This is a genomic window from Streptococcus sp. CF8_St5-11, assembly GCF_024295625.1.
Lineage (GTDB): Bacteria > Bacillota > Bacilli > Lactobacillales > Streptococcaceae > Streptococcus.
Genome location: NZ_JANCOJ010000006.1, coordinates 47,558 through 74,277 on the forward strand (window position 1 = coordinate 47,558; position 26,720 = coordinate 74,277).

Annotated in this window: 25 protein-coding genes and 3 tRNA genes; 11 read left to right on the plus strand and 17 right to left on the minus strand. The window is 35.7% G+C overall.

The features are described 5' to 3' along the window. Position 1 precedes the first annotated feature (1 nt). The gene (locus NMM13_RS09445) at positions 2 to 631 is read left to right on the plus strand and encodes an HAD hydrolase-like protein (RefSeq protein WP_070589885.1); all 630 of its coding nucleotides are present in this window, start codon (positions 2 to 4) and stop codon (positions 629 to 631) included. Positions 632 to 656: 25 nt separating this feature from the next. On the opposite strand, the gene NMM13_RS09450 is transcribed toward NMM13_RS09445, so the two are convergent. From NMM13_RS09450 to NMM13_RS09485, 8 genes are all read right to left on the minus strand, one after another. After that, the gene (locus tag NMM13_RS09450) at positions 657 to 1,307 is read right to left on the minus strand and encodes a LysM peptidoglycan-binding domain-containing protein (protein WP_003002250.1); all 651 of its coding nucleotides are present in this window, start codon (positions 1,305 to 1,307) and stop codon (positions 657 to 659) included. A gap of 157 nt (positions 1,308 to 1,464) precedes the next feature. Next, on the minus strand, positions 1,465 to 2,262 hold the full coding sequence (locus NMM13_RS09455; RefSeq protein ID WP_024054768.1) for an energy-coupling factor transporter transmembrane protein EcfT: 798 nt from the start codon (positions 2,260 to 2,262) through the stop codon (positions 1,465 to 1,467). After that, on the minus strand, positions 2,255 to 3,097 hold the full coding sequence (locus NMM13_RS09460; RefSeq protein ID WP_049471771.1) for an energy-coupling factor transporter ATPase: 843 nt from the start codon (positions 3,095 to 3,097) through the stop codon (positions 2,255 to 2,257). Before NMM13_RS09460 ends, NMM13_RS09455 begins: the two co-directional genes overlap by 8 nt. Next, positions 3,082 to 3,906 carry an energy-coupling factor ABC transporter ATP-binding protein gene (locus NMM13_RS09465; RefSeq protein WP_049471770.1) on the minus strand — a complete coding sequence of 275 codons (825 nt, stop codon included), beginning with the start codon at positions 3,904 to 3,906 and terminating at the stop codon, positions 3,082 to 3,084. Before NMM13_RS09465 ends, NMM13_RS09460 begins: the two co-directional genes overlap by 16 nt. After that, positions 3,907 to 4,446: a CDP-diacylglycerol--glycerol-3-phosphate 3-phosphatidyltransferase gene (gene pgsA, locus NMM13_RS09470; protein WP_003009208.1), complete on the minus strand. Its 540-nt coding sequence runs from the start codon at positions 4,444 to 4,446 to the stop codon at positions 3,907 to 3,909. 31 nt (positions 4,447 to 4,477) lie between these two features. Beyond that, positions 4,478 to 4,885 carry a helix-turn-helix domain-containing protein gene (locus NMM13_RS09475; protein ID WP_003002050.1) on the minus strand — a complete coding sequence of 136 codons (408 nt, stop codon included), beginning with the start codon at positions 4,883 to 4,885 and terminating at the stop codon, positions 4,478 to 4,480. 26 nt (positions 4,886 to 4,911) lie between these two features. Beyond that, on the minus strand, positions 4,912 to 6,186 hold the full coding sequence (locus NMM13_RS09480; protein ID WP_254728700.1) for a pitrilysin family protein: 1,275 nt from the start codon (positions 6,184 to 6,186) through the stop codon (positions 4,912 to 4,914). A gap of 8 nt (positions 6,187 to 6,194) precedes the next feature. Next, a complete protein-coding gene (locus NMM13_RS09485) occupies positions 6,195 to 7,442 on the minus strand; it encodes a pitrilysin family protein (protein ID WP_049522633.1) in 1,248 nt (415 codons plus the stop codon). A gap of 155 nt (positions 7,443 to 7,597) precedes the next feature. Between NMM13_RS09485 and yaaA the strand changes: the two genes are divergently transcribed. Beyond that, a complete protein-coding gene (gene yaaA, locus NMM13_RS09490; protein WP_254728702.1) occupies positions 7,598 to 7,960 on the plus strand; it encodes a S4 domain-containing protein YaaA in 363 nt (120 codons plus the stop codon). Then, complete coding sequence (gene recF / locus NMM13_RS09495; RefSeq protein WP_254728704.1) at positions 7,960 to 9,054, plus strand: DNA replication/repair protein RecF; 1,095 nt, start codon at positions 7,960 to 7,962, stop codon at positions 9,052 to 9,054. The genes yaaA and recF overlap by 1 nt, the downstream gene beginning before the upstream one ends. Positions 9,055 to 9,099: 45 nt before the next feature. Here the strand turns inward: recF and guaB are convergent, their stop codons facing one another. Then, entirely contained in the window at positions 9,100 to 10,581 is a 1,482-nt protein-coding gene (gene guaB / locus NMM13_RS09500; RefSeq protein ID WP_003009220.1) for an IMP dehydrogenase, read from the minus strand. Positions 10,582 to 10,723: 142 nt separating this feature from the next. Further along, complete coding sequence (trpS, locus tag NMM13_RS09505) at positions 10,724 to 11,752, minus strand: tryptophan--tRNA ligase (RefSeq protein WP_129824951.1); 1,029 nt, start codon at positions 11,750 to 11,752, stop codon at positions 10,724 to 10,726. A 205-nt stretch (positions 11,753 to 11,957) separates the two neighbouring features. Between trpS and NMM13_RS09510 the strand changes: the two genes are divergently transcribed. Both NMM13_RS09510 and NMM13_RS09515 read left to right on the plus strand, forming a co-directional pair. Next, positions 11,958 to 13,583 (plus strand): ATP-binding cassette domain-containing protein, encoded by a 1,626-nt coding sequence (locus NMM13_RS09510; protein ID WP_049486042.1) that lies wholly within the window; start codon positions 11,958 to 11,960, stop codon positions 13,581 to 13,583. A 49-nt stretch (positions 13,584 to 13,632) separates the two neighbouring features. After that, on the plus strand, positions 13,633 to 16,200 hold the full coding sequence (locus NMM13_RS09515; protein ID WP_254728706.1) for a YfhO family protein: 2,568 nt from the start codon (positions 13,633 to 13,635) through the stop codon (positions 16,198 to 16,200). A gap of 99 nt (positions 16,201 to 16,299) precedes the next feature. On the opposite strand, the gene NMM13_RS09520 is transcribed toward NMM13_RS09515, so the two are convergent. From NMM13_RS09520 to rlmH, 6 genes are all read right to left on the minus strand, one after another. Next, positions 16,300 to 16,373: transfer RNA gene (locus NMM13_RS09520), tRNA-Asn, on the minus strand. A gap of 8 nt (positions 16,374 to 16,381) precedes the next feature. Continuing rightward, positions 16,382 to 16,453 (minus strand) — tRNA-Glu (locus NMM13_RS09525). A gap of 50 nt (positions 16,454 to 16,503) precedes the next feature. Further along, positions 16,504 to 17,262, minus strand: a complete 759-nt coding sequence (locus tag NMM13_RS09530; RefSeq protein WP_003009229.1) for a response regulator transcription factor — start codon at positions 17,260 to 17,262, stop codon at positions 16,504 to 16,506. Continuing rightward, positions 17,259 to 18,599, minus strand: coding sequence for a GHKL domain-containing protein (locus NMM13_RS09535; protein WP_021154164.1), 1,341 nt, complete (start codon positions 18,597 to 18,599; stop codon positions 17,259 to 17,261). The genes NMM13_RS09530 and NMM13_RS09535 overlap by 4 nt, the downstream gene beginning before the upstream one ends. A gap of 349 nt (positions 18,600 to 18,948) precedes the next feature. Next, positions 18,949 to 19,022 (minus strand) — tRNA-Arg (locus tag NMM13_RS09540). Between the two features lie 42 nt (positions 19,023 to 19,064). After that, positions 19,065 to 19,544 (minus strand): 23S rRNA (pseudouridine(1915)-N(3))-methyltransferase RlmH, encoded by a 480-nt coding sequence (gene rlmH, locus NMM13_RS09545; RefSeq protein WP_003009233.1) that lies wholly within the window; start codon positions 19,542 to 19,544, stop codon positions 19,065 to 19,067. 204 nt (positions 19,545 to 19,748) lie between these two features. Here rlmH and NMM13_RS09550 point away from each other — a divergent pair, with 204 nt between their 5' ends. The 5 genes from NMM13_RS09550 to NMM13_RS09570 all read left to right on the plus strand — a co-directional run bounded on the left by NMM13_RS09550 (position 19,749) and on the right by NMM13_RS09570 (position 24,888). After that, positions 19,749 to 20,930: a S1C family serine protease gene (locus tag NMM13_RS09550; RefSeq protein ID WP_254728708.1), complete on the plus strand. Its 1,182-nt coding sequence runs from the start codon at positions 19,749 to 19,751 to the stop codon at positions 20,928 to 20,930. A 71-nt stretch (positions 20,931 to 21,001) separates the two neighbouring features. After that, on the plus strand, positions 21,002 to 21,763 hold the full coding sequence (locus tag NMM13_RS09555; protein ID WP_254728711.1) for a ParB/RepB/Spo0J family partition protein: 762 nt from the start codon (positions 21,002 to 21,004) through the stop codon (positions 21,761 to 21,763). Between the two features lie 266 nt (positions 21,764 to 22,029). Beyond that, on the plus strand, positions 22,030 to 23,388 hold the full coding sequence (dnaA, locus tag NMM13_RS09560; protein WP_003002121.1) for a chromosomal replication initiator protein DnaA: 1,359 nt from the start codon (positions 22,030 to 22,032) through the stop codon (positions 23,386 to 23,388). 159 nt (positions 23,389 to 23,547) lie between these two features. Next, positions 23,548 to 24,684, plus strand: a complete 1,137-nt coding sequence (gene dnaN / locus NMM13_RS09565; RefSeq protein WP_021154169.1) for a DNA polymerase III subunit beta — start codon at positions 23,548 to 23,550, stop codon at positions 24,682 to 24,684. A 12-nt stretch (positions 24,685 to 24,696) separates the two neighbouring features. Further along, the gene (locus NMM13_RS09570) at positions 24,697 to 24,888 is read left to right on the plus strand and encodes a DUF951 domain-containing protein (protein ID WP_003002008.1); all 192 of its coding nucleotides are present in this window, start codon (positions 24,697 to 24,699) and stop codon (positions 24,886 to 24,888) included. Positions 24,889 to 24,923: 35 nt separating this feature from the next. Here NMM13_RS09570 and NMM13_RS09575 read toward each other — a convergent pair whose 3' ends face one another. Continuing rightward, the gene (locus NMM13_RS09575) at positions 24,924 to 25,421 is read right to left on the minus strand and encodes a DUF1307 domain-containing protein (RefSeq protein WP_254728714.1); all 498 of its coding nucleotides are present in this window, start codon (positions 25,419 to 25,421) and stop codon (positions 24,924 to 24,926) included. A 177-nt stretch (positions 25,422 to 25,598) separates the two neighbouring features. On the opposite strand from NMM13_RS09575, the gene ychF reads away from it, so the two are divergent. Further along, the gene (gene ychF, locus NMM13_RS09580; protein WP_254728719.1) at positions 25,599 to 26,714 is read left to right on the plus strand and encodes a redox-regulated ATPase YchF; all 1,116 of its coding nucleotides are present in this window, start codon (positions 25,599 to 25,601) and stop codon (positions 26,712 to 26,714) included. Positions 26,715 to 26,720: the final 6 nt, after the last annotated feature.

Below are 26,720 nucleotides of genomic sequence, written 5' to 3' on the forward strand. Positions count from 1 at the left end.
CATGCAAGCCTTATTTTTTGACTTAGACGGAACATTAGTTGACAGTTCCAAGGGAATTACAGAGAGTTTTCAACATACATTCGATACTTTGAAGGTTCCTCAACCCGATCTCAAAACCATCCGTAGTTTTATGGGACCACCTTTGATTTCTAGTTTTGAAGCTACCCTTCCTGAAACTTTGGTAGATCAAGCCGTAACTATCTATCGCCAGTATTATCATGAAAAAGGTCAATACAAATCAACTCTGTTTCCTCAGATAGTAGAAGCTTTGAAAGCATTACATGACGAAAACATTCCTCTTTATGTAACCACTTCAAAACATGAACCAGTTGCTTTACAGATGTGTCAAGATTTAGGTATCGCTAAATACTTTAAAGGAATTTATGGATCAAATTCAGATCGTATCCACAAAGCCGATGTCATTCGATACGCCTTGTCAATCAATGACCTTCCAAAAGAGGAGACAGTGATTATTGGAGACACAAAATTTGACCTCATTGGAGGTCAAGCAGTTGGCATAAAAACCATGGCCGTCACTTGGGGATTTGGAGATCTTGATGAGCTACTTCTTTACTCACCAGATTTTATTTGTCACTCTCCACTTGACATTCTTGAGACATTAAAAAAATAGGTTTACAAATTGTAAACCTATTTTTTTAATAACCCCAAGCTGACAAACCTTGTGAGCTATATGCATTGTATGCAGCCTGGATTTGATCATCAACTGTTGCAGTTGAACCCCAACCTGGCATTGTTTGGAACAAGCCACTGGCACCAGAAGCATTTGCTGCATTTACTTGACCATTTGATTCACGGGCAATAATTGCTTCCCAAGTAGAAGCAGGTACACCAGTCATTTCAGCCATACGAGCAGCTGCATAAGATCCTTGTTCTCCAGCAGTATTCCCATTTGATAGAACAATTCCACCATTTGTTGATTGTGCAGAAGTCACTGCAGCATTTGCTGCATAAGTTGTTTGTTTTTGAGCAGTTTGTGCTGTTGCAGTTGCTGTAGGTGCACTTTCAGCAGGTTTTGCTTGCTCTTGTGGAGCAACTTTATCAATCATAGATTTTGAACGCTCACCTAACTCAATAATTTGTCCTGCATAGATCAAATCTTCATTGGTCAGATTGTTAGATGCAATAATATTTTCTACTGAAGTGTTATTTTCTAGTGCAATTTTTGATAGAGTATCTCCAGACTTCACTTCGTAAGTTTCAGCATTCACTGTAGCAATACCTGAAATGAAAAGTGATGCTGCTGAAAGTAGGGAAGTGACTGTCCATTGGAACTTTTTACTGTTCATGAATTCTATTCTCCTTTCGAACATAATTCTATCATACACACAAAATGTTACAGTTTATTGTAGAATATATTACAAATGTTACAAGAATATGTGAATTTAATGTAAAAAGCGCTTTGTATAGCGCTTTTTCCTTATTTTTGAACCAATACAACTAGCTCTATCCATTTTTTAGATAAAAAACTATCAACATGAGGCACAGAATAACGAGCAATGCCAGGGTATCTTTTACTCCCCACTGCAGAGTCCGATAGCGTGTTCGTCCCTCACCGCCTTTGTACCCTCTCGCTTCCATCGCAATTGCTAATGCATCTGCGCGTTTAAAACTAGAAGCAAATAGAGGAATGAGGATCGGAATAAAGGAACGGATCCTTTTTAATAGATTTCCCTCACCAAAATCAACACCACGTGCCCTTTGCGCATTCATGATTCGATTCGTATCATCTACTAAGGTTGGAACAAAGCGCAAACTCATAGATAGCATTAACCCAATCTCATGAGCCGGAACCTTAATAATTTTTAGTGGGGTAAGGATCTTTTCAACAGCATCTGCTAAACTCAATGGTGTCGTCGTCACGGTTAAAATCGTCGAATAAAAAATGATTAAAATAAATCTACAAAATATGATGGCGGCTTGCATCAATCCTTGGTCGGTTAATTTAAAAAACCACCATTGGTACAAAATAGTTCCTTGAGAGGTCGCAAATAATTGAAAAATGGTTGTAAAAGCAATGATAAAAATCATTGATTTTAAACCTTTAATATAAAAACTAACCGAAATCCTCGTTAGATACATTAAAACAAAAATAAAACCAAAGAGAAGAACATTTGTCTGGATATTATTTGCCCAAAACAGAAGAAATATGAATAAAAACATTGAGAGCAACTTCCCACGAGGATCTAGTTGGTGGATAATGGAGTTTCCAGGAATATACCTTCCTAAAATCATATTATTCATGAAGTAACAGCTCCTTTAGTTCCTCAATTTTGATTGGTAGTCTGTCCAGAGGAAGTCCTCTTCGTTTCAATTGAAGAGCAAAATTCGTAATTTGTGGGACTCCTAATTGAAGTTTTTGTAAATACTCAACCTGTTGAAACACTTCCCCTGGGGATCCGTTTAGGACAAGTTTTCCCGCTTCTAAAGCAAATACGGTATCAGCAAAATTTGCTACATCATCCATCGTATGAGTTACCAGAACTAGAGTCATCCCATTTTTATGTAATGTTTCAAACAGCGCCATCAATTCCTTTCTTCCAGCAGGATCTAGCCCTGCTGTTGGCTCGTCCAATACTAAAATCTCTGGTTCAATAGCTAAAATACCCGCGATCGCAACCCGTCTCATTTGTCCACCAGATAGTTCAAATGGACTTTTATCATAGATAGACTCTTCTAAACCAACGATCGCTAATTTTTCTTTGGCTATTTCCTCCGCTTTGTCCTTAGGTACCCCAAAATTTTGTGGTCCAAAGGCTACATCAGCTAGAACAGTTTCCGCAAATAGCTGACTTTCTGGAAATTGAAAAACCAAACCGACTTTTTTTCTCAGGTACTTCATTTCTTTTGGCTCAGAATGATTATCTAAAACAAAATCTTCAAATTGAATCGTTCCTTTAGTCGGACGCAGTAAACCATTTAGTAATTGCAACAAAGTAGACTTGCCACTACCAGTATGCCCGATGATGGCTGTATAAGATCCATCTTTTATTTCCAAACTAATATCAGAAAGCGCCTGCCCTTCAAAAGGACTTCCCTCTTGATAAGTATAATAGACATTCTTTAAAGAGATTCCCATAGTTGGTCTAATAACTCACTTTCTGTTAGATAATCCTGTTTTAGCGGAAAATGCGAGCTGAGAGATTCTTGAACCTGCTTACTAAAAGGCTTATCTAGTCCAATCTCATTAAGGTCATTTCTTGAAAACAATTCCCGCGGCGTCATAGAAGACTCTAGTTTTCCTTTTTGAAACACCAGTGTTCGATCACTTAAGGCAATTTCGGTTAAATCATGGGTAATGGAGATAATTGTTAATTGAAATTTTTTCTGAAGTTCTCTCATTACCGCCATTAGATCCTCTCTGCCTTCTGGATCTAACATACTAGTTGCTTCATCAAGGATAATAATAGTTGGTCTCAAGGCGATAATACCTGCTATGGCCACCCGTTGCTTTTGACCACCTGACAAACGAGATGGTTCGCGATCTTTAAACTCCAGCATACCAACTTGCTCAATAGCCTTCTCCACTCGTTGAAGCATTTCTTCCCGTGGAATTCCTTGATTTTCTAAACCAAAGGCAACATCATCTTCTACTGTCGCACCAACAAATTGGTTATCAGGATTCTGAAATACAATCCCAATTTTACTACGGATTTCCCATATAGTTTCACGAGTCAGTTTTTTTCCATCAATGTAAATCTCACCAGACTCAGCTTCCAAAAGACCATCAATCAGGCGTACAACTGTAGATTTCCCACTACCATTGTGTCCAACAATCGAAAGCCACTCTCCTTGTTTCACGTGAAACGAAACCGTGTCAATTTGATACTCTTCTACTGTTTTATCGTATCGAAAGGATACATTTTTTAGCTCAATCATCTGTTTCATTTATTTAAATGTGTCTTTAAAGAGATAGCTACTTCCCTTAAAGTAGTCGTAACCAGAATAAATTGTGAAAATCAATGCAATATAAAGCAACACTTGCCCTGGAAGTGTCCAATGGCAAAGCAAAAAGATAATGGCAAACATTTGGCTAAAGGTTTTAATTTTTCCTGGCATGGCTGCAGCAAGAACTGTACCACCTGTCTCAACAAGTAGAAGACGCAAACCAGTAACAGCTAACTCACGACAAATGATAACGGCTGCAATCCAAGCAGGAACCATTTTTAATTCAATCATCATGATAAAGGCTGACATGACCAATAATTTATCTGCCATTGGATCGGCAAATTTACCAAAATTACTCACTACATTCCATTTACGTGCAAGAAAGCCATCTAAATAATCTGTAATACTAGCAATTGCAAAAATAACTGCCGCTACAATATGTCCTAAGTAAGAGTGACTTAAACTTAAAATAGCAATAAAAATAGGAATCATTACAACCCGAATTAATGTCAATGCATTAGGAATATTTTCTTTTTTCATACTTCCTCCAAAAAATAAACTATCTTTACATCTATTTTACAGATGCTGTAAACTCATAAAAATATACGATATAAATCACAAAGCCAAGGATGGCAAAACTCACTAGTAGATAATACAGGATTGGTAACCAGCTCGCTTTCTGTCTTAATTTTCTTGAATGAAGCTCTTCGTCATCTACAAGTATTTCTTCATCAAATAACAATTCTTTTCCTTCACGAAAAGCTGTCAATAGGATGGACTCATCTAATCCCAAAGCCCATGCTAACTTTTTAAGATAGATCTGAGCGTAAAAGGGACTCGGTAATAGATCAAACTCATCGTTTTCCAACGCTTCTATATAAGGAATTCCAATGGCTGTTTTATTTGACACATCCTGTAAACTTAAGTGTAAATTTACTCTTGACAGTCTTAACACTTGACCAATCGTTCTCTTCTTCATGTTTTCCCTTCTTGATACATTGTTTACTACTTTTGAAAAATCATATAGTCAACCATCTCAGCCTGGTCGATGAACTGACGCCCTAATTTGATGATATCTTGTAAACTAATACCTTGTAAAATCTTTGGAAGATCATAAGAAGTGCTACCGTCTGAAAAATATTCAAACTGAGTGGCACTATACTCAAGCGAATTTAAACCTTGTAAGAAATCACCAAACATTTCGCTTTTAATCGTATCCAAATGTTCCTGATTGACATCTGGATCCTTCTCAAATTGTTTGATTGCTGACCTAAATTGATGAGATAGGGACACCGGTTCTTGAGTATCCATTGTCAAAATAACGAAATGAAATAATTCCTCAACCTCGACTTCAAGTGTCAATGAGTTGTCAATCTTCCCAGCTTCATATAAACTTTGAAACCGTTGCGAAGTCCAACCAAACATCATCGAAAACAGTAATTTCAACATCAATTTATAACGAAATTTTTCCTCTTCCTTAATGATATCATTTCCTCGAATTCCAATTGCCAACTTAGGAGTAGCAACTTCCATTCTACAAGATTGATTCAATCTTACTTCATTTTTTTCTACAGGAAAACGTTCTAACTCAACAGAAGGACGAGGAGAAGTCAGATCATATTTCTTTACTACTTGCAATACTTCATCAACATCAAAGTTTCCGATCACTAATAAGTGCATTTGAGAGGGATGATAGAATAGATCAAAGTTTTCACGGAGATTATCTATTGTAATACCAGAAATAGACTCCCTGGTTCCAGCAATATCATCTGCTAACGGTGTTCCAGGATATAAATTTTCTAAAGCACCAAAAAATAATCGATAGTCTGGACTATCTTGGTACATTCCAATTTCTTGTTGAATGATTTCTCTTTCCTTTGATACAGATTTTTCTGTAAAGGAAGCCTTTGAAACCATCTCCAATAACAATTGAATATTTTCAGGGACCCTTGAAGTTGTTGAGAAAAGATAACTTGTCTTTGTAAAGCTTGTAAAGGCATTACTTTCCGATCCTAAATGAACGAATTTTTTTAAATAATCTTGACTATTTTCATCTTCAAATACTTTGTGTTCTAGGAAATGAGCAATTCCTGCAGGATATTGCCTTTCATCACCATTCACTAAAATTCGTGTATCCACTGAGCCAAACTTAGTTGTGATTATTCCATAGGTTTCATAATAATCTTCTTTGGGAATTAAATGAATAGTCAACCCATTTGACAAGCGTGTAAAGTATACTTGCTCACCAACTGATTCATAATATTTTTCTTTAATTTTCAATCTTTACACTACTTTCCTTCCATAAAATAAACAGACTGTAAATTAATTGTTTTTGCCACTTCAATAATTTCTTCTCTACTAACCTTATCGATGGACTCTAACCACTCTTCTAAAGAAAGGACTTTCTTTCCTAGGATCGTTTTCAAATATTCCCTTTCAATCAAGGTGTTTTGCCGATCCTGTGCTAATAAGGTCGTATTCACCAACATTTCTTTTGTCAATTGAAGCTCTGACTCTGTAAACTTGCCTCGTTTTAAATCATTCAACTGTCTCATAATCAAGGTCATTACTTTCGTACGAGATTCCTTATCAATGCCTGCAAAAACTCTCATGAAGCCTGTAAAAATATCAAAATGGCTTGAGATTGTATAAGCAAGGCCTTCTTTCTCACGAATTATTTGAAAAAGTCTCGAATGCGAGAAAGCTCCCAGCATCCCATTTAATACAACTAGAGGGATATGGAGAGATTCTCCATACTGGGTAGAAAAATGGTAACCTAATTCTAAAATAGATTGTTGGTTTTGTTTTTGCTCTAACTTTTCTCTTACAACATTTGTAAAAGGTTGTTGATAGGTGACAGACAAATTGTTATCACGTGGCTTGAATTCAAACTGGTTCACTCGATCCACAATAGCGACCTCATTAAAGTCACCTATGAAAAAGAAGTCAATGTTATCTAATTGGAGCATCTGATGAAACTGTTCAAGAGAACTTTGAGCTGTCTCTTGTCTCACTAAATCAACTTTCCCCAATCTTGACATCCCGATTGTTTCGTCTTCAAAAAATAGTTGATTCAATTGCCCATGTGCATAATAATAAGGCTCTTCAATTTCTGACTCCAAATCGGAAATCGTATTTTTCTTTTCAACGTCAAATGTATCACTGTCAAAGTGATCTTCTACTACCAAAGGTGAAAAGAAGATAGTTTCTATAATGTCCAAAACCTCATCAGTAAGAACATTTTTCTTACTCAAAAAGTCATCGCGCACAAAGGAAATATTCAAATCAACATAATGAACACGCCCCCTCTTAGAGACTGAGGTTGACAATTCTACCCCGTATAGACTCGCTAATTTTTCACGGAATAATTGTGAAGTTGGATATTTTTGATTTGCAGTTTCCATCATACAGGCTACTAAAACACGCGCAGCCACGGTATTTTCATCTAATGGCGATGAAAAACGGACCTTAATTTTATTGGTTTTAAATTTTTTTGATTGAAGAAAGTGAAGATTCACGCCCTTTACTAATTCCATTTTCATCCTCGTTCTACTCAATAGTAACTTTCATTATAACACGAAATCACACTAAAATCCTAATTCAAACTGTGAAAAAACTCCTCAAATCACTCAACATTCTCTACCCTAGAAAAACTAAAAATATGGTATAATAACACGCAAAGAGGTGAACTATGAATTACAAATTATTTGATGACTTTATTACATTACAAGCAATCTTAAAAGAACTCGGTATTATACAGAGTGGTGGTGCAATCAAAGCCTTTCTTCAAGAAAAAGAAGTCTTTGTTAATGGTGAATTAGAACAACGGAGAGGCCGTAAACTTCGTGTCAATGATCAAATTGACATTCCTGAACTGAACATGACTATCACCATTCTTGAACCTTCTCAAGAAGAAATAGAAGAGCATCTTAAAGAAAAGGAAGAAAAGGAACGTGTTGCTAAACTTGTCAAGCAACTCAATCAACAACAAAAGAAACAACCGAAAAAGACTAACAAAAAAGAAAAAGCAATTCGCTTTCCTGGTATCTCCTAATGTGGTTAAAACAGTTATCCATTCAACATTTTCGTAATTATCAAGAACTTGAAGTCGAGTTTCATCCTGGATTAAATATTTTCCTAGGTCAAAATGCTCAAGGAAAGACCAATATTCTCGAATCAATTTATTTTCTAGCTTTAACCAGAAGTCATCGAACACGAAATGATAGAGATCTCATCTATTTTGAATCCACCGATTTTAAAGTTTCTGGTCAATTACAAAGAGAAACTGGTCCCCTTCCATTAGAAATTTCCTTAACACCAAAAGGTCGGATAACTAAGGTAAATCATTTGAAACAAGCCAAATTATCGAACTATATTGGCCATATGAATGTTGTCCTTTTCGCACCCGAAGATTTGCAACTGATCAAAGGATCACCTGCAGGACGTCGAAAGTTTATTGACATTGAATTAGGTCAGATGAAACCTCTCTATTTATCCGACTTATCTCAATACAACCATGTACTGAAACAAAGAAACAGTTATCTAAAAAATTCAGAAAAAATTGATGCTACATTTTTGGAGGTCTTAGATTCACAACTAGCTAATTTTGGAAGTCGCGTCATCCATCATCGGCTTGAGTTTATTAAAAAATTAGAAGCTAAAGCAAAAGAAAAACACACTCGACTTTCTGACAACAAAGAAGACCTATCGATTCAATATCAGTCAACTGTTTTTTCTGAAGAAGGAAATGATATAGAAGAGCAGTTTCTCTCTATGTTGGAAAAAAACCGTCAGAAGGATATTTTTAGGAAAACAACAAGTATTGGGCCTCACAGGGATGATTTGGCTTTTTTTATCAATAATATGAATGCTACCTTTGGTAGTCAAGGCCAGCATCGAAGTGTTGTTCTCTCTCTAAAATTAGCAGAAATTGAATTAATGGAAGAAATCACAAGAGAAAAGCCGATTTTACTACTTGACGATGTCATGAGCGAACTTGACAATTATCGTCAACTTCAACTACTTGAAACCATCTCTAATAATATTCAAACATTTATTACAACGACCACTCTCGATCATTTAAAAGAACTACCTGAAGAGTTGAAAATTTTCACTGTTCAAGCCGGTCATATCAAAACAGCATCTTGACAATACTGTCAAGATGCTGTTATTTTTGTTTACAAATGTGTAAATTTATTGTGCCGAGTAGTTAGGAGCCTCGTTTGTAATTTGCACATCATGAGGATGGCTTTCTTTCAATCCGGCACCGCTCATTTCGACAAATTGTGCATGATCATGTAAATCTTGAATGGTTGCTGCACCAACATAACCCATACCTGAACGGATACCACCGATCATTTGGAAGACCATATCTGCTACAGAACCTTTATAAGCAACGCGTCCTTCAATTCCTTCAGGGACCAATTTATTGGCTTCATTGACAGATCCTTGGAAGTAACGGTCGCTAGAACCTTTCTTCATTGCTGCAATAGATCCCATACCACGGTATGTTTTAAATTTACGACCTTGGAAGATTTCTGTTTCACCTGGTGCTTCATCTGTACCTGCAAGCATTGAGCCAAGCATAACCGCGTTTCCACCAGCTGCGAGTGCTTTGACAATATCTCCTGAATACTTGATACCACCATCAGCAATGATCGTTTTTCCATATTCACGAGCTACAGCGGCTGCGTCATAAATAGCAGTCACTTGAGGAACACCAACCCCTGCAACAACACGAGTTGTACAGATTGATCCTGGACCAATTCCGACCTTAACTACGTCTACCCCTGCATCAAATAATGCACGAGCACCTTCAGCAGTTGCAATATTTCCTGCAATCAAGGTACGATCTGGGAAGTGAGCACGAATTTCTGCAATCTTACGAAGAACACCCGCAGAATGTCCATGAGCAGTATCAATGACAATTGCGTCTGCACCAGCTTCAAAAAGAGCTTCTGCACGTTCAAAAGTATCTGAAGTAACCCCTACGGCACCAGCCACAAGCAAACGACCAAATTCATCCTTAGCCGCATTTGGGAACTCAATAACTTTTTCAATATCTTTGATTGTAATCAAGCCAGAAAGACGACCATTTTCATCTACCAATGGTAATTTTTCAATACGATGCTCTTGTAGAATGCGTTCAGCTGTTTCCAAATCAGTTCCAACCGGTGCAGTCACCAAATTTTCACTTGTCATATGATTTGAAATGGGTTGATTGTAATCAGAAATAAAACGCAAATCCCGGTTTGTAAGGATACCAACTAATTTACGATTTTCAAGTGTTTCAACAACAGGGACACCACTGATTCGGTATCGTCCCATCAACTCATCTGCTTCTGCAATTGTATGAGACGGAGTCAAATAGAACGGATCAATAATAACCCCATTTTCAGAACGTTTTACTTTGCGTACTTCATCTGCCTGTTGCTCAATTGACATGTTTTTATGGATCACACCAAGTCCACCAGCACGTGCCATAGCAATTGCCATTTGACTTTCAGTCACTGTATCCATAGCAGCAGTAATGATTGGGATATTCAAGCGTAAATTACTTGCTAATTGTGTACTTAAATCTGCATCATTAGGCAATACGTGACTTTCCGCTGGAATCAAAAGCACGTCATCGAATGTAAACCCTTTTTTTAAAAACTTTGTGTCCCAATTAGACATTAGCTGGATCCTCTTTTCTTTTTATTTGAGCAAGGCTCGAATTTTTATTGTTAATATCATACCATTCTATCGCAATTTGTCAATCATTTATTGGTAAATTATCAATGAACAGTAAGAAATGTTCGCTATTAATGAAGTCGTTTTATTTTTTAAAATAGGTAATTCCCATCGCAGATTTTACTTCATCTAGTGTTTGAGCTGCTACATTTCGAGCGCGCTCACTTCCTTTTTCAAGAATAGAGTAGACCTCACCCATATCCTTTGCAAACTCAAGGCGTCTTTCACGAATCGGTCTTAATTCACGATCTAAAATTTCTAAAAGATATCGTTTGGTCTTTACATCACCAAGTCCACCACGTTGATAATGTTCTTTCATTTCTGCAATTTCAGCTGCATCTTCTGGACGGCCAAATACATTCAGGTAATGAAACACCATATTGCCTTCGATTTTTCCTGGATCCTCTACTTTAATATGATCAGGATCAGTATACATACTCATCACTTTTTTCTTTAAAGTATCTGCATCATCAGCTAGGTAAATGCCATTATTCAACGATTTAGACATTTTAGCATTTCCGTCTAAACCAGGTAAGCGCCCTGCTGCTTCATTTTCAGGATAAATCCCTTCCGGTTCCACCAAAGTATCTGTGTTGTAAGCATGATTAAAGGAACGAACAATCTCACGGGTTTGCTCAATCATTGGCTTTTGATCATTTCCTACTGGAACAAAATTCGCTTTAAATGCTGTGATATCGGCTGCTTGTGAAATAGGGTATACCAAAAATCCTGTTGGAATACTCTCACCAAAACCTTTTTGAGAAATCTCGGTTTTTACAGTTGGGTTTCTTTCAAGTCGCGCCAAAGATACTAGATTCATGTAATACATGGTTAATTCCGCTAATTCAGGAATCTGACTTTGAATGAAAATCGTAACTTTTTCAGGATCTAGTCCAGCTGCCAGATAATCCAAAGCAACATTACCAATAGATTCTACAATCGTTTTTGGATCTTTTGCATGGTCTGTCAAAGCTTGCTGGTCTGCTAGGAAAACAAACATATTATACTCGTCTTTATTTTGCAACAAGACGCGATTTTTTAAAGAACCAACATAGTGGCCGATATGGAGTTTTCCTGTCGGTCTATCTCCTGTCAAAATGATGGGTTTTGTCATACTCTTCTCCTTAATCGTTATCCCTATCATTATAGCACTTTCTAGTTGAAAATGTTAGTCTATCCTCTATGTTTGTAAGGAATTAACACTTTACTAAACTGTCAATTTCGTTTACATCATTGTAAAAACAAATTGACAGTAAAAAAGTTGAATTTTCCCCTATTTTCTAGTAAAATGAAGACATTATAGAAAGAGGAGAAAATCATTGCTTACAGTATCAGACGTCTCACTACGTTTTAGTGATCGAAAATTGTTTGACGATGTCAATATCAACTTTACAGAAGGAAATACATACGGTCTCATCGGTGCCAACGGTGCTGGAAAGTCAACCTTTTTAAAAATTTTAGCTGGAGATATTGAACCAACAACTGGTCATATTTCTCTTGGCCCTGATGAACGTTTGTCTGTTTTGCGTCAAAATCACTTTGACTACGAAGACGAGCGGGTCATCGATGTTGTCATTATGGGAAATGAAAAGCTCTACAACATTATGAAAGAAAAAGATGCTATCTACATGAAAGAAGATTTCTCTGATGAAGATGGTGTCCGTGCAGCTGAACTTGAAGGTGAATTTGCCGAACTTGGTGGATGGGAAGCAGAAAGTGAAGCATCTCAATTGCTTCAAAATCTAAATATTTCAGAAGACCTTCATTATCAAACTATGAGCGAGTTAGCCAATGGGGATAAAGTGAAAGTTCTCTTAGCTAAAGCCCTTTTTGGTAAACCAGATGTCCTTCTTTTGGACGAGCCGACCAATGGATTGGATATTCAATCCATTACCTGGTTAGAAGATTTTCTGATTGATTTTGAAAATACGGTTATCGTTGTATCCCATGACCGCCACTTTTTGAATAAAGTCTGCACCCATATGGCAGATCTCGACTTTGGAAAAATCAAACTTTACGTCGGGAACTATGATTTCTGGAAAGAATCTTCTGAACTTGCAGCAAAATTACAAGCAGATAGAAATGCAAAAGCTGAAGAAAAAATTAAACAATTACAAGAGTTTGTCGCACGTTTCTCAGCCAACGCTTCAAAATCAAAACAAGCAACTTCGCGTAAAAAAATGCTTGACAAGATTGAACTTGAAGAAATTGTTCCATCTAGTCGGAAGTACCCATTTATCAACTTTAAGGCAGAACGAGAAATTGGTAACGATCTCTTGACAGTTGAAAATCTTTCTGTCAAGATTGATGGAGAAACTATCCTTGACAATATCAGCTTTATCTTACGTCCTGGTGACAAAACCGCCCTTATCGGACAGAACGATATTCAAACAACCGCTTTGATCCGTGCATTGATGGATGATATTGAATATGAAGGAACTGTCAAGTGGGGAGTTACAACTAGTCGGTCTTATCTACCAAAAGACAACAGTCGGGATTTTGCAGGTGGTGAAAGTATTCTTGATTGGCTTCGTCAATTTGCAAGTAAAGAAGAAGATGACAATACTTTCCTTCGTGGTTTCTTAGGACGTATGCTCTTTTCAGGTGACGAAGTTAACAAGTCTGTCAACGTCTTGTCAGGGGGAGAAAAAGTTCGTGTCATGTTGTCTAAATTGATGCTCCTCAAGTCAAATGTTCTTGTACTGGATGATCCAACCAATCACTTGGATTTGGAGTCTATTTCAAGTTTGAATGATGGATTGAAGAATTTTAAAGAATCGATTATCTTTGCCAGCCATGACCACGAATTCATTCAAACACTCGCCAACCATATTATCGTTCTTTCAAAAAATGGCGTGATCGATCGTATTGATGAAACCTATGATGAGTTTCTTGAAAATGAAGAAGTTCAAGCAAAAGTGAAAGAACTTTGGAGCCAATCATAAAAATAAAGAGCCCTGAAATCATTATTTCAGGCTCTTTCAGTAGAAATATATGAATAAAACAAAGCTAAAAACATCCCTTTTTATAGTATCTTCTTTCCTGATTCCAGCTATCATGATGTTCTTTATTTACCTCTCACAAGGAATCTACTGGAACAGTGATACATCCCCCTTATTAGGAGATGGTTATCATCAGTATGTCATTTTTGATACCACACTTCGAAATATTTTACACGGGACAGACAGCCTATTTTACAGTTTTCAAAGTGGATTAGGTATTAATTTCTATGCACTCAGTAGCTATTATCTAGGAAGTTTCTTTTCTCCTCTTGTCTACTTCTTTAATGCACAATCCATGCCGGATGCTGTTTACCTCATCACTCTTCTTAAATTTGGAGCTATTGGGTTAAGCACTTATATTAGTTTACATGGAATGTTTTCTAAAATTCCTAGATCCCTGGTTCTTACCCTTTCAACCTCATTTGCTCTTATGAGTTTTGCTATCAGCCAAATTGAAATCAAAACTTGGCTAGATGTTTTTATCCTAGCACCATTAATTCTTTATGGATTCAAAAAACTCATTTACAATGAGGGAGAGATTCTCTACTTTATCAGCTTAACCAGCTTGTTTATCCAAAATTATTATTTTGGGTTTATGATGTCTATTTTTCTTATTTTATGGTACTTGACACAACTGTCATGGGACATCAAAGGAATTGGAAAACGCTTCTTTCATTTTGTGATTGTATCTATTTTATCAGTTATAACAAGCCTTGTGATGTTATATCCAACCTTCTTAGATTTACGCACTCATGGAGAAAGTTTTTCAAAGGTTGACAGTATCTTTACAGAAAAAAGTTGGTATCTTGACGTATTTGCAAAAAATTTCATTGGAAGTTTTGACACTACTAAATATGGATCAATTCCAATGATCTACGTGGGATTATTTCCACTTCTATTAGCGATCACCTTTTTCTTTGTAAAGTCGATCAAGTTTCACGTGAAACTTTCTTACTTTATACTCTTGACCATTCTTATTTTGAGTTTTCGTTTTCAATTATTAGATCTCCTTTGGCAAGGTATGCACGCGCCAAATATGTTTCTTCATCGATACTCTTGGATCTTTTCTTTGACGATTATTCTGATGGCAGGAGAAGTACTAAATCGAATAGAGGAGATCACTTGGATTCGTTTTAGTCTTGCTAATTTCCTCCTTATTCTAGGATTTGGAGCAACTGTCCTTTACAGCAGTCACTATAAATTTTTAGATGCTGTCAATTTTATTGTTACTTTTGAATTTTTAATTGCTTTCTATTTGGTCTGTTTAGGATTTATCCTAAAAAAGATACCGCCTAGACTTTTCTATCTTTCGATCCTTTTTTTCTCCATTTTTGAATTATCGGTAAATAGTTATTATCAAATGGAAGGAATTGCGAATGAATGGGTCTTTGCTTCTCGATCATCCTACGAACGCGACTTAAAAGCCATCCAATCCTTAGTAAGAGAGAAGACAGACTCAAATTATCGGACTGAGATTCTACATCCACAAACGGGCAATGATAGCATGAAGTATGGTTATAATGGAATTTCTCAATTTTCATCTGTACGAAATACGGATGCTAGCTCGACATTGGACAAACTAGGATTTAAATCTGAAGGAACTAACCTCAATCTTCGATACCAAAACAATTCTATTTTAATGGATAGTCTATTTGGTGTTCGCTATAATTTAAGCCAACAACCTGTTCAAAAATTTGGATTTAAAGAGATTGCAACCAAAAATGGAGTCTCACTTTCAGAAAACGAATATGCCTTACCAATCGCCTTTCTGTCAGCAAAACCTTATAAAAATACTTCCTTTACGAATTTGACACTGGATAATCAGACACGATTCATCCATCAAATCACGGATGAAAAATATAAATTTTATAAGAAATTAAATATTCTCTCGCCTACTTCACAAAATACTACATCTTCGTTGCAAACTGCAAAAATTGAAGAAGATAGTCATCTTTCCTACGCAAGTATTCAATATGAAGTAACGGTTCCTGCCCATAGCCAACTATATGTCAATGTTCCAAATTTACAATTTTCAAACGATGATCGGAAAGATATTGAAATCAGCTACAATGGACAGACCCAACGCTATACCATTGATAATGCCTTTCCATTCTTTTCAATTGGCCATTTTGACACAGAAGAAACAGTTACTATTCGTATGAGTTTTCCAGAAAATTCGACAGTCTCCTTTGATACACCAGAATTTTTTGCTCTGGATCTTGACCAATACACACAAGCTATTGCTAGTATTCGTCAGCAAGAAGTTGCTATTCACAAAAAGAAAAACAAATTGGTAGCAGCCTATAACGCAAATAGAGACACTACCCTTATTTTTACACTCCCTTATGATAAAGGCTGGTCAGCTAAACAAAATGGAAAGCCTATCCAAATTCATCGCATCCAGAAAGGATTAATGGGAGTTCGTGTTTCAAAAGGATCCGGAACAGTCACCTTAACATTTGTTCCCCAAGGTTTCATTGAAGGACTCATTGCCTTTTTCGTTGGAATCATTCTCTTCTTCCTCTACGAATGGAGACAAATAAAAAGACGAAAAAGTTAAGGAATCTAACCATCGGTTCACTTATAAATAAAAGGCTAGGATAGTCATTATCCTAGCCTTTTCAAAACAAAAAAAACACCCAAATGGGTGCTATACTAGCTCCGCCAGTAGGACTCGAACCTACGACATCATGATTAACAGTCATGCGCTACTACCAACTGAGCTATGGCGGAATGAGATATAGTCCGTACGGGATTCGAACCCGTGTTACCGCCGTGAAAAGGCGGTGTCTTAACCCCTTGACCAACGGACCATATATTCATTAACAGAACATATCCCATTATATCAAAATTTAACTAATTGTCAAGCACTAAATTCTAAATTTTGCTCTTCAATTAATTTTTTGGCACGTTTGATATTACTTCTTGAGATTGGACAAGAATACCCTTCTTTCAACAGCAGCTGTTTCTTTTTCTTATCCATTCCAATGATCATACTTCTATTCACGATAAAAGATTGATGGGGACTGAAATATCTCTCCTCCACATCTTTCTCCAAGACATCTGATAAACTTCCCGCAATTTCTTTTTGAAAATTTTTCCCAACTAAGTTTAATTTATAAGCCGAACCAACAGTTTCAATATAAAGAATATCCTTAAATGGAATTTTTATCTTTTTATCCTTAAAGTCATACTCAAAATAATCTGTCAAATCATCATTTCCAATTTGAATAGTCGTTAGGTACTCAATACACTCCTTAATTTTTAATCTAAATAAATCTTCATTCAAATTTTTATCAATAAAATCTAAGGCAGATACTTTATAACGATAGGTAATCGAAGCGAATTCTGATTTTGTAGTAATAAAAACAATAATGGCATAAGGATTTGCTTCTCGTATTTTTTGAGCAATTTCCAGACCACAATACTCATTGTCTTGGATATGAATATCTAGAAAATATAATTGGTGGATATCCGAATGCTGGATATAATTTTCAAATTCCGAAATTTTACCGGTAGAAATCACTTCAAGTTTAATTTCTAATTCCTTAGCAATTTCTGCAATATGTTTTTCTACCCGTATCTGTTGAGAGAGCTCATCTTCTAATAAAAAAATCTTCATTCTTGTTCGTATCCTCCAATCTTCAAAACTTGTAAAAAACGATTTCCTTGCAATTCCGTTTCTAAAAACATCGTTCCATAATTTGCTAAGATTTTTCTCACATTATTTAATCCTAGTCCTCTATTTTCTCCTTTTGTTGAATAACCTTCTTCATATATTTTTCTAATATCAAAAGTGATTTCATTTGTTGTATTATGAATCACTAAGTAAACAATTTTTGAAATAGAGAAAATAGCAATATGAACTTTCTTTTCTTCTGCTTCTTTTGAAGCTTCCAAAGCGTTTGTCACTAGAATCCCAACGATTCTCACGATATCTAATAAATCAACTGGTAGTTGCTCGATTGGTTCACTCGTTTCAAAGGTCATTTCTACCCCAGCATCTCTTGCATCCAACCAGCCTCGAATCAAAATACTTCGTAAAGCAGAATCTTTGATATTGACCAAGTTGAATCCTGATAATGCTTCTGTATTGATCTCTTTATAACCTTTTTCCAATACTTCTCTATGAATTCTCTGTATTTCTGGAATATTTTCTTCCTCAATGGCTAACGACATAGAAATAACTAAATTTCCCAAATCATGACGAAATCCCCTGACAATAGAATAGAGACTTTGAATTTCAGCCATATACCGACTCATTTGTTGCTCAGAAAATTCTTTATACTCCAGTTCTAAATTTTTACGATACTGATCTCGCTCGATTTTCATATGGAATAAGCTGACTACAAAAGAGAAAAAACAAATCGTTGCCAACATACTCCCAAAATTTTTATATTGCGCTTGTTCACTAATCCATAAAGCAAAATTAATCACTACAAATATAGCAAAATAGACACAGATGAGTCTCTTTAAATATTTTTCAAATTCTTTCTCATAAAAAGGAGTGAAATCAAATTCAAATAGGTCAATTAACTTCAAAATGATTCCTAAAGAAATCAAACGAATGCACATATTGTAGACAATCGAGTAAGCTGCTACAACAGCATCCCCCAATACTGAAGAGACAATTATCGTCAGAAAAGTTGCTGTTCCTTCAACCGCTAAATAAGTAAAAAAAGAATAAAAAATGGCGCACAAGCGATTCGTCCGATTGGCATAATGATAATAAGGATATAAATAAACCGGCCATAAGAGCATATTTAAATCAGAGAGTCGAATATTTGAAAATAAAGTCACATCTAAAAATACTAAGAGACTTTCAAAAAGAAGAACAAAGGTGCTCAGCAGAAAGATAAATGCAAATTGATGTTCCTGATAGATTTTTTCGTCCACTAATGCAAACGTCAGAACAATGATCCCTCCCAAGAGAAAAGACAAGATTAATGACTGAATCACACAAACTCTCCCACTTTGTTTTTTCTATTTTATTATACTCTAGTATTATTATAAAAAAATAAAATTTTATATACAAAAAATTATAATATAAAATAGCCTAAAATTAAAGGGAATAGGTAAAATTGTAATGTTTTTAATGTTTTTGTTACATGAATGAAAACTATTTTACACAATTTATATAATCTACACTTTGCACTATATAGGGATTGTTAGTTCTTTTTTAAAATATTCCTAATAAATCATTTCATCACTATTAATCTATAGCAAAGTATACAAAAATTAATAGATAATGAAAATTTATACATTTTAACATAAAAGAAAAGATGCAGCAAAAGCTGCATCTCTCATTTGATCCCAGCAGGATTCGAACCTGCGACCGTTCGCTTAGAAGGCGAATGCTCTATCCAGCTGAGCTATGAGACCGAACTTACTTCATTTTAGCAGAAAAAGAAAGGAGCGTCAAGGTTATTTATGGTAAGGACTCCCCTGTTGAATCATGAAAGCACGATAGATTTGTTCCACCAACACTAATTTCATCAACTGATGAGGAAGAGTTAATTGACCAAAGCTCATTAATAGATTTCCTCTTTTTTTCACTTCAGGAGACAGACCAAGACTGCCTCCAATAACAAAAGTAAGGTTTGAATAACCAGATGTCATAATCTGGTCAATCGTTTGACTAAATTTCTCTGAAGGAAATTGTTTTCCTTCGATGGCTAATACAATCACATATTCCTTATCTGAAATCTTAGAGAGAATTCGTTCCCCCTCTTTTTCAAGGATTTGTTGATTTTCGAGTTGACTGGCACGATCTGGAGTTTTTTCATCAACTAACTCAACCTGTTCTACTTTTGCAAATCGACCAAGCCTTTTAATATACTCCGCGATCCCATCTTTTAAGTATTTTTCTTTTAATTTTCCAACGGTTATCAATTTAATTTTCATTCCCCTATTGTAGCATAATTCTTCAATTTCACAAATAATCCACAGCTATAGAAAGGAAATCTATTCTATAAAGTCCTTTTTAAAGCCATTTCTCAACTAAATTCTACAACTTATCCACAATTTGTGGATAACTTTAGTTATTTAAGATATAATTAAGAAAGTTTTTCTATACTTTAGACAATTTGATATCCTTAGGAGGAAAATATGAAATCTTCATCTAATTTACTGAAAAAACTTGGAAACATAACCCTCATTTTCGTTGTAGGTTTTCTAGGTGGGATTCTTGGAACCTTTTTAACCTTACAAACCTCTCATTCTTCTACTTCAAATACTGAAAGTAAGCAAGTCCACTCAACCACTGTTAAAACAGCTTATAAAAATACAACCTCAACTAGTGAGGCCGTAGATAAGGTGAAAAATGCTGTAGTTTCTGTGATTACTTATTCTGATTCTTCGAATCAAGGGTTATTTGAAAAAGAAGAAAACTCTGACTCACAAATTTCTAGTGAAGGTTCTGGGGTCATTTATAAAAAAGAAGGAAAATATGCCTACCTTGTTACCAATACCCATGTAATCAATGGTGCTAAAAAAGTAGATATTCTTTTAGCAGATGGGAATAAAGTCCCCGGAGAAGTAGTTGGGTCAGATGTCTATTCTGATATTGCAGTCGTTCGCATTAGTGCGGATAAAGCAAAGGCAGTAGCTGAATTCGGAGATTCAAACCAATTAACGGTCGGTGAGACTGCAATTGCAATTGGTAGCCCTCTTGGAACAGATTATGCTAATTCTGTTACCCAAGGGATTATTTCTAGCCAAGGCCGCAATGTGAAATTGAAAGCCGATAATGGACAAAATATCTCTACACGCGCCTTACAAACAGATGCTGCCATCAACCCAGGGAATTCTGGAGGTCCATTAATCAATATTCAGGGACAAGTCATCGGAATTACCTCAAGTAAAATTTCAAATAACGGACAAACTTCAGTAGAAGGAATGGGCTTTGCAATTCCTGCAAATGATGTTGTCAATATTATCAAACAACTAGAAGAAAAAGGAAAAGTGGTTCGACCAGCTCTTGGAATCCAAATGATGGATTTATCTAATCTTTCAACTTCTGATTTAAGCCAATTAAAACTTCCTGAAAAAATCTCTGGAGGAGTACTGGTTCGTTCAACACTTGAAAATATGCCTGCTTCAGATAAATTGCAACGCTACGATGTGATCACAAAGATAGACGATACAACTATCGAGTCAACTGCAGATTTACAATCTGCCCTCTATTCTCACCAAATCAATGATACGATCAAGGTCACATTCTATCGTGATGGAAAACAACAAACAACTTCTATCAAGTTGACAAAATCAACTGAAGATCTAAGCGATTAACTTTCACTTTCTTGACATACTTGTAAACACACCTTTACGAATTTGTAAAGGTGTGTTATTCTATTCATAAGATGGAAAAATTAGAAAAAATAGCGGTAAAGGACATTCGAACCAATCCTTTCCAACCAAGAAAAGTATTTGATCATGAAAAATTAGAAGAACTGGCTCAGTCAATCAAAGAAAATGGCTTAATTCAACCCATTATTGTCAGAAAATCTCCAATAATTGGTTTTGAATTGCTTGCAGGTGAAAGACGGTTTAGAGCTTCAAAAATTGCTGGATTAGAGCTTGTTCCTGCGATTATTAAAGAGTTAACGGATCAAGAAATGATGCGACAAGCCATTATTGAAAATCTTCAACGAGAAGATCTAAATCCAATTGAAGAAGCTATCTCCTACCAGAAGTTAGTTGATCATGGATATAAGCACGACCAAATCGCTCAATTTATGGGGAAATCTAGACCCTATATTAGCAATATGCTTCGCTTGTTACATCTAGCTCCCTCTGTTCAAGAAGCGGTCATTCAAAATGACATTTCTTCGGCTCACGCGCGTGTTCTCGTTCCTCTTGATGAAGAAGAGCAGCGCTTTTGGTTGGAGCGAATCAAACAGGATCATTTAAATGTTCGAACATTAGAAAACAAGATCAGTTCAAAAAGAAAACAGAAAAATAAAAAAATAAAAGAAAGTTTCCTACTAGAAGAGGAACAACGATTGAAAAAAATATTGGGAACAGAAGTGACGATACACTCCTCTTTGCAAAATAAAGGAACTATCCAAATTTCTTTTTCAAGTCTCGATGAATACCAACGAATTATCAACAGCCTAAAATAAGGCTGTTATTTTTATTTTTGTATTGACAAGTTTTTCCACCATAAAAATCTTTTGAAAATAGCAGAATAATAAGCATATTCTCTAGTTATCCCCACTTTGTGGATAACTTTTAAAAACAATGTTAATTTGATTCCACAATCTGTGGAAAAGTTTAAAAATATAATTTTCTTCCCTAAAATTTAGCCTGTGGAAAACTATTTTCGTTTGTGGTAGAATAGGAGTAAGTATGATTTGATACAATTCAAGAAAAGGAGGGAAGTCTGATAGTGTCACAAGAAGAGCAATTTTGGTCTCGTTTTTTAGAATTAGCCCAATTACAACTAAAAGATAGTGCGTATGACTTTTTTGTCGCTGATTCAAAATTAGTCAAAATCGATGGAGAGACAGCTACCATTTATCTTGATGGAAATTATAAAGAATTGTTTTGGGAAACAAATCTAAAAAATGCTTTGATCACAGCTAGCTTTGAAGTCTACAATACAGATTTGAAGTTCCATTTCGTTTTTGAAGATACCGAAGAAATTCCTAGTAATCATAGCAGTGAGAATAGGAGACTGTCTTCAGGTAGCTTAACAACCGAACCGTTACCTAAAATTGATACAGGTCTGAAATCGAAGTATACCTTTGATAATTTTGTGCAAGGGGATGGAAATATTTGGGCGAAAGCAGCAGCGCTTGCAGTTTCTGAAAATCTTGCAACAACTTACAACCCTCTCTTTATCTATGGTGGACCAGGGCTTGGAAAGACTCACCTATTGAATGCAATTGGAAATCAAATCCTAGAAAATATTCCAAATGCACGGGTTAAGTATGTCCCAGCAGAAACCTTTATTAATGAATTTTTAGAGCACCTTCGATTAGGAGAAATGAAGACGTTCAAGAATACCTATCGAAGTTTAGATCTTTTATTGATCGATGATATCCAATCACTTGGTGGTAAAAAAGTCACGACTCAAGAGGAATTCTTTAATACCTTTAATGCCCTCCATAGCGACAACAAACAGATTGTTCTAACAAGTGATCGAAGTCCAGATCATTTAGATAGTCTTGAAGAGCGGTTAGTTACTCGTTTCAAATGGGGACTAACTCAAAATATAACACCACCTGATTTTGAAACTCGGATTGCCATCTTACGGAATAAAATTGAAGATCTAGACTATATTTTTCCTAATGACACACTAGAATATCTAGCTGGTCAGTTTGATTCAAATGTCCGAGACTTAGAGGGTGCCTTAAATGATATTTCTTTAATGGCGAAGGTAAAGAAACTAAAAGAAATTACGATCGATGTTGCAGCTGAAGCTATTCGAGCTCGTAAAAATGATAATAGCAAGACGCTTGTCATCCCTATTGAAAAAATTCAGGAAGCAGTTGGAGCCTTCTATGGAGTCAGTGTAAAAGAAATCAAAGGTTCTCGAAGAGTTCAGAATATTGTCCTAGCACGACAAGTGGCTATGTATCTTTCAAGAGAGATGACGGACAACTCACTTCCTCGAATCGGAAAAGAATTCGGTGGGAAAGACCACACGACTGTCATTCATGCCTATGAAAAAATTAAAAGTATGGTCGATACAGATGATAATCTTCGACTCGAAATTCAAAGCATCAAGAAAAAATTAAATTAATCTGTGGATAACTTTCTATAAAATTCTAGGGGTTATGCACAATTTTTAAACAAGTAACTTTTTAAGTCGTAGATAGGATTCTGAGAGTTTTCCACAACTTCCACACAACCTACTATTACTATTAACTTACTAATAATAAAATAAATAAAAGGAATGACCATGATAAATTTCTCTATTAACAAAACTTTATTTTTACAAGCACTAAATACTACAAAAAGAGCGATCAGTTCAAAAAATGCTATTCCAATCCTCTCAACAATTAAAATAGATGTAACTCCAGAAGGAGTTGCCTTATCTGGATCTAATGGCCAAATTTCAATTGAAAACTTTATTTCTATTAAAGATGAAAATGCAGGTTTATTAGTGACTTCTCCAGGTTCTATTTTATTGGAAGCAACTTTCTTTATTAATGTGGTTTCAAGTTTACCAGATGTTACTTTAGATTTTAAAGAGATTGAACAAAAACAAGTTCTCTTAACAAGTGGTAAATCAGAAATTACACTTAAAGGAAAAGATGCAGATCAATATCCACGTATCCAAGAAATTGCTGCAAGTAATCCATTAGTTTTGGAAACAAAATTATTAAAACAATTGATTAATGAAACGGCATTTGCAGCAAGTGTACAAGAGAGTCGTCCAATTTTGACAGGCGTTCACTTTGTTTTATCAGATAATAAAGAGCTAAAAACAGTAGCAACAGACTCTCACCGTATGAGTCAAAAAGTGATTACACTGGAGAAAAATGGAGATAACTTTGATGTTGTCATCCCAAGTCGTTCTCTTCGTGAATTTACCTCTGTTTTTTCTGATGATATTGAAACAGTTGAAGTTTTCTTTGCTAACAATCAAATCCTCTTTAGAAGTGAACACATTAGTTTCTATACCCGTTTGCTAGAAGGAAATTACCCTGATACAGACCGTCTCATTCCAACAGAATTCAATACAGAGGCAACCTTCAATGTAGCCAACCTTCGATTTGCAATGGAGCGTGCTCGTCTTCTTTCAAATGCGACTCAAAACGGAACGGTTAAATTAGAGTTCAAAAATGGAGTGGTTTCATCCCACGTTCATTCACCAGAAGTTGGACGAGTAAATGAAGAGATCGATACTAGCGCCGTTTCAGGAGAGGATTTGTCTATTAGCTTTAATCCAACTTATTTGATTGAGGCGCTCAAAGCTATTGACAGTGAACAAGTTGTGATTCGTTTTATTTCTTCTGTTAGACCGTTTACCTTGGTTCCAGAAGGAAATGAACAAGGGTTCATTCAATTAATTACGCCAGTTCGCACGAATTAACAAAGGTGAATCATGTATACGTTAGGTGATTTTGTAGAAATGAAAAAGCCTCACGCTTGTGTGATAAAAGAAACAGGCAAGAAGGCAAATCGTTGGGAAATTACGCGACTTGGTGCAGATATAAAAATCAAGTGTAGCAATTGTGATCATGTGGTCATGATGAGTCGTCATGATTTTGAACAGAAAATGAAGAAAGTATTATAAAAGGTTCAGTCACTTATGTGACCGAACCTTTTCAATTATTTTAATTCTTCAAATTTTCCATTTTTAACTTCTTTGAAACCACTTTGTTTTAACATATCAACAGTTGACTTGTAGCTGACATAGTCGACTTTTTTATCTTGTCGGGTAGTCAATAAATTCTTTTCAATCAGTTGATCTAAATTCGCTTTTTCATAATTGAGAGTTGTTGTTTCAACCATGTATTTATCATTGAACTCAGCAGAATGAGTAAATCCTTTGACGTCTTTGTTATCTTCCTCGTATTTGTCAACTATTTCTTTTAATTGATCTTTTGCAACTCCAGCTTCTTTGTAGTAAATAGTATTAATGGTTTGGTTACTAATTGTTTTATCGCCTTTGTGTTCAAATGTTACTCGAATATCTACTTTTCCATCTTGGTTAATCTTTTGAAGATAGGATTTTTGAACAGATTGTTGTCCACAAGCTCCAAGAAGAAAGAGTGTAAAGATAGCGATTAAAGAAAGGGAAATAGATTTCCATGTTTGTTTTTTCATTTGAAAAACTCCTTTGTTAGTTGTTAAATAAAGTATACCATATTTATCTTTTTAGAACGTTACAGTTTGATGAAAAAATCTAGTTTCAAAGGTCATGAAATATTTCATTTTTCATCACTTGTCTTTTGAATTATGTTATAATAAAAGAGATTGAAATTTGAACGGAGAAAAAGAAAAATGGCATTAACAGCAGGTATCGTTGGCTTACCAAACGTTGGTAAATCAACCCTATTTAACGCAATTACAAAAGCAGGAGCAGAGGCCGCAAACTATCCCTTTGCGACCATTGATCCAAACGTCGGTATGGTAGAAGTTCCTGATGAACGACTACAAAAATTAACTGAAATGATTACTCCTAAGAAGACAGTTCCGACCACTTTTGAATTTACAGATATTGCTGGAATTGTAAAAGGTGCATCAAAAGGAGAAGGTCTTGGTAATAAATTCTTGGCTAACATCCGTGAAGTAGATGCTATTGTCCATGTGGTACGTGCTTTTGATGATGAAAATGTCATGCGGGAGCAAGGGCGTGAAGATGCCTTTGTCGATCCACTGGCAGATATCGATACTATCAATTTAGAATTAATTTTAGCCGACTTAGAGTCTGTTAATAAACGTTATGCGCGTGTAGAAAAAATTGCTCGGACACAAAAAGATAAAGATTCCGTTGAAGAATTTAATGTTCTACAAAAAATCAAACCAGTTCTTGAAGATGGTAAATCAGCTCGGACGATTGAATTCACAGAGGAAGAACAAAAAGTGGTGAAGGGACTTTTCCTTTTGACTACCAAACCAGTTCTTTATGTAGCCAATGTGGATGAAGATGTTGTTGCAGATCCAGATTCTATCGAGTATGTGAAGCAAATTCGTGACTTTGCGGCGACAGAGAATGCGGAAGTAGTTGTGATTTCTGCGCGTGCTGAGGAAGAAATTTCTGAGCTAGATGATGCAGATAAACAAGAATTTTTAGAGGCGATTGGCCTAACAGAGTCTGGAGTTGATAAACTTACGCGTGCAGCTTATCACTTGTTGGGACTTGGCACTTATTTCACAGCTGGTGAAAAAGAAGTGCGTGCTTGGACCTTCAAACGTGGCATGAAAGCTCCTCAAGCAGCTGGAATCATCCACTCCGATTTTGAAAAAGGATTTATTCGTGCCGTGACTATGTCCTACGATGATTTGGTCAAATACGGTTCTGAAAAGGCTGTAAAAGAAGCAGGACGCTTGCGCGAAGAAGGAAAAGAATATGTTGTCCAAGATGGGGACATCATGGAATTCCGTTTTAATGTATAAGAGAGT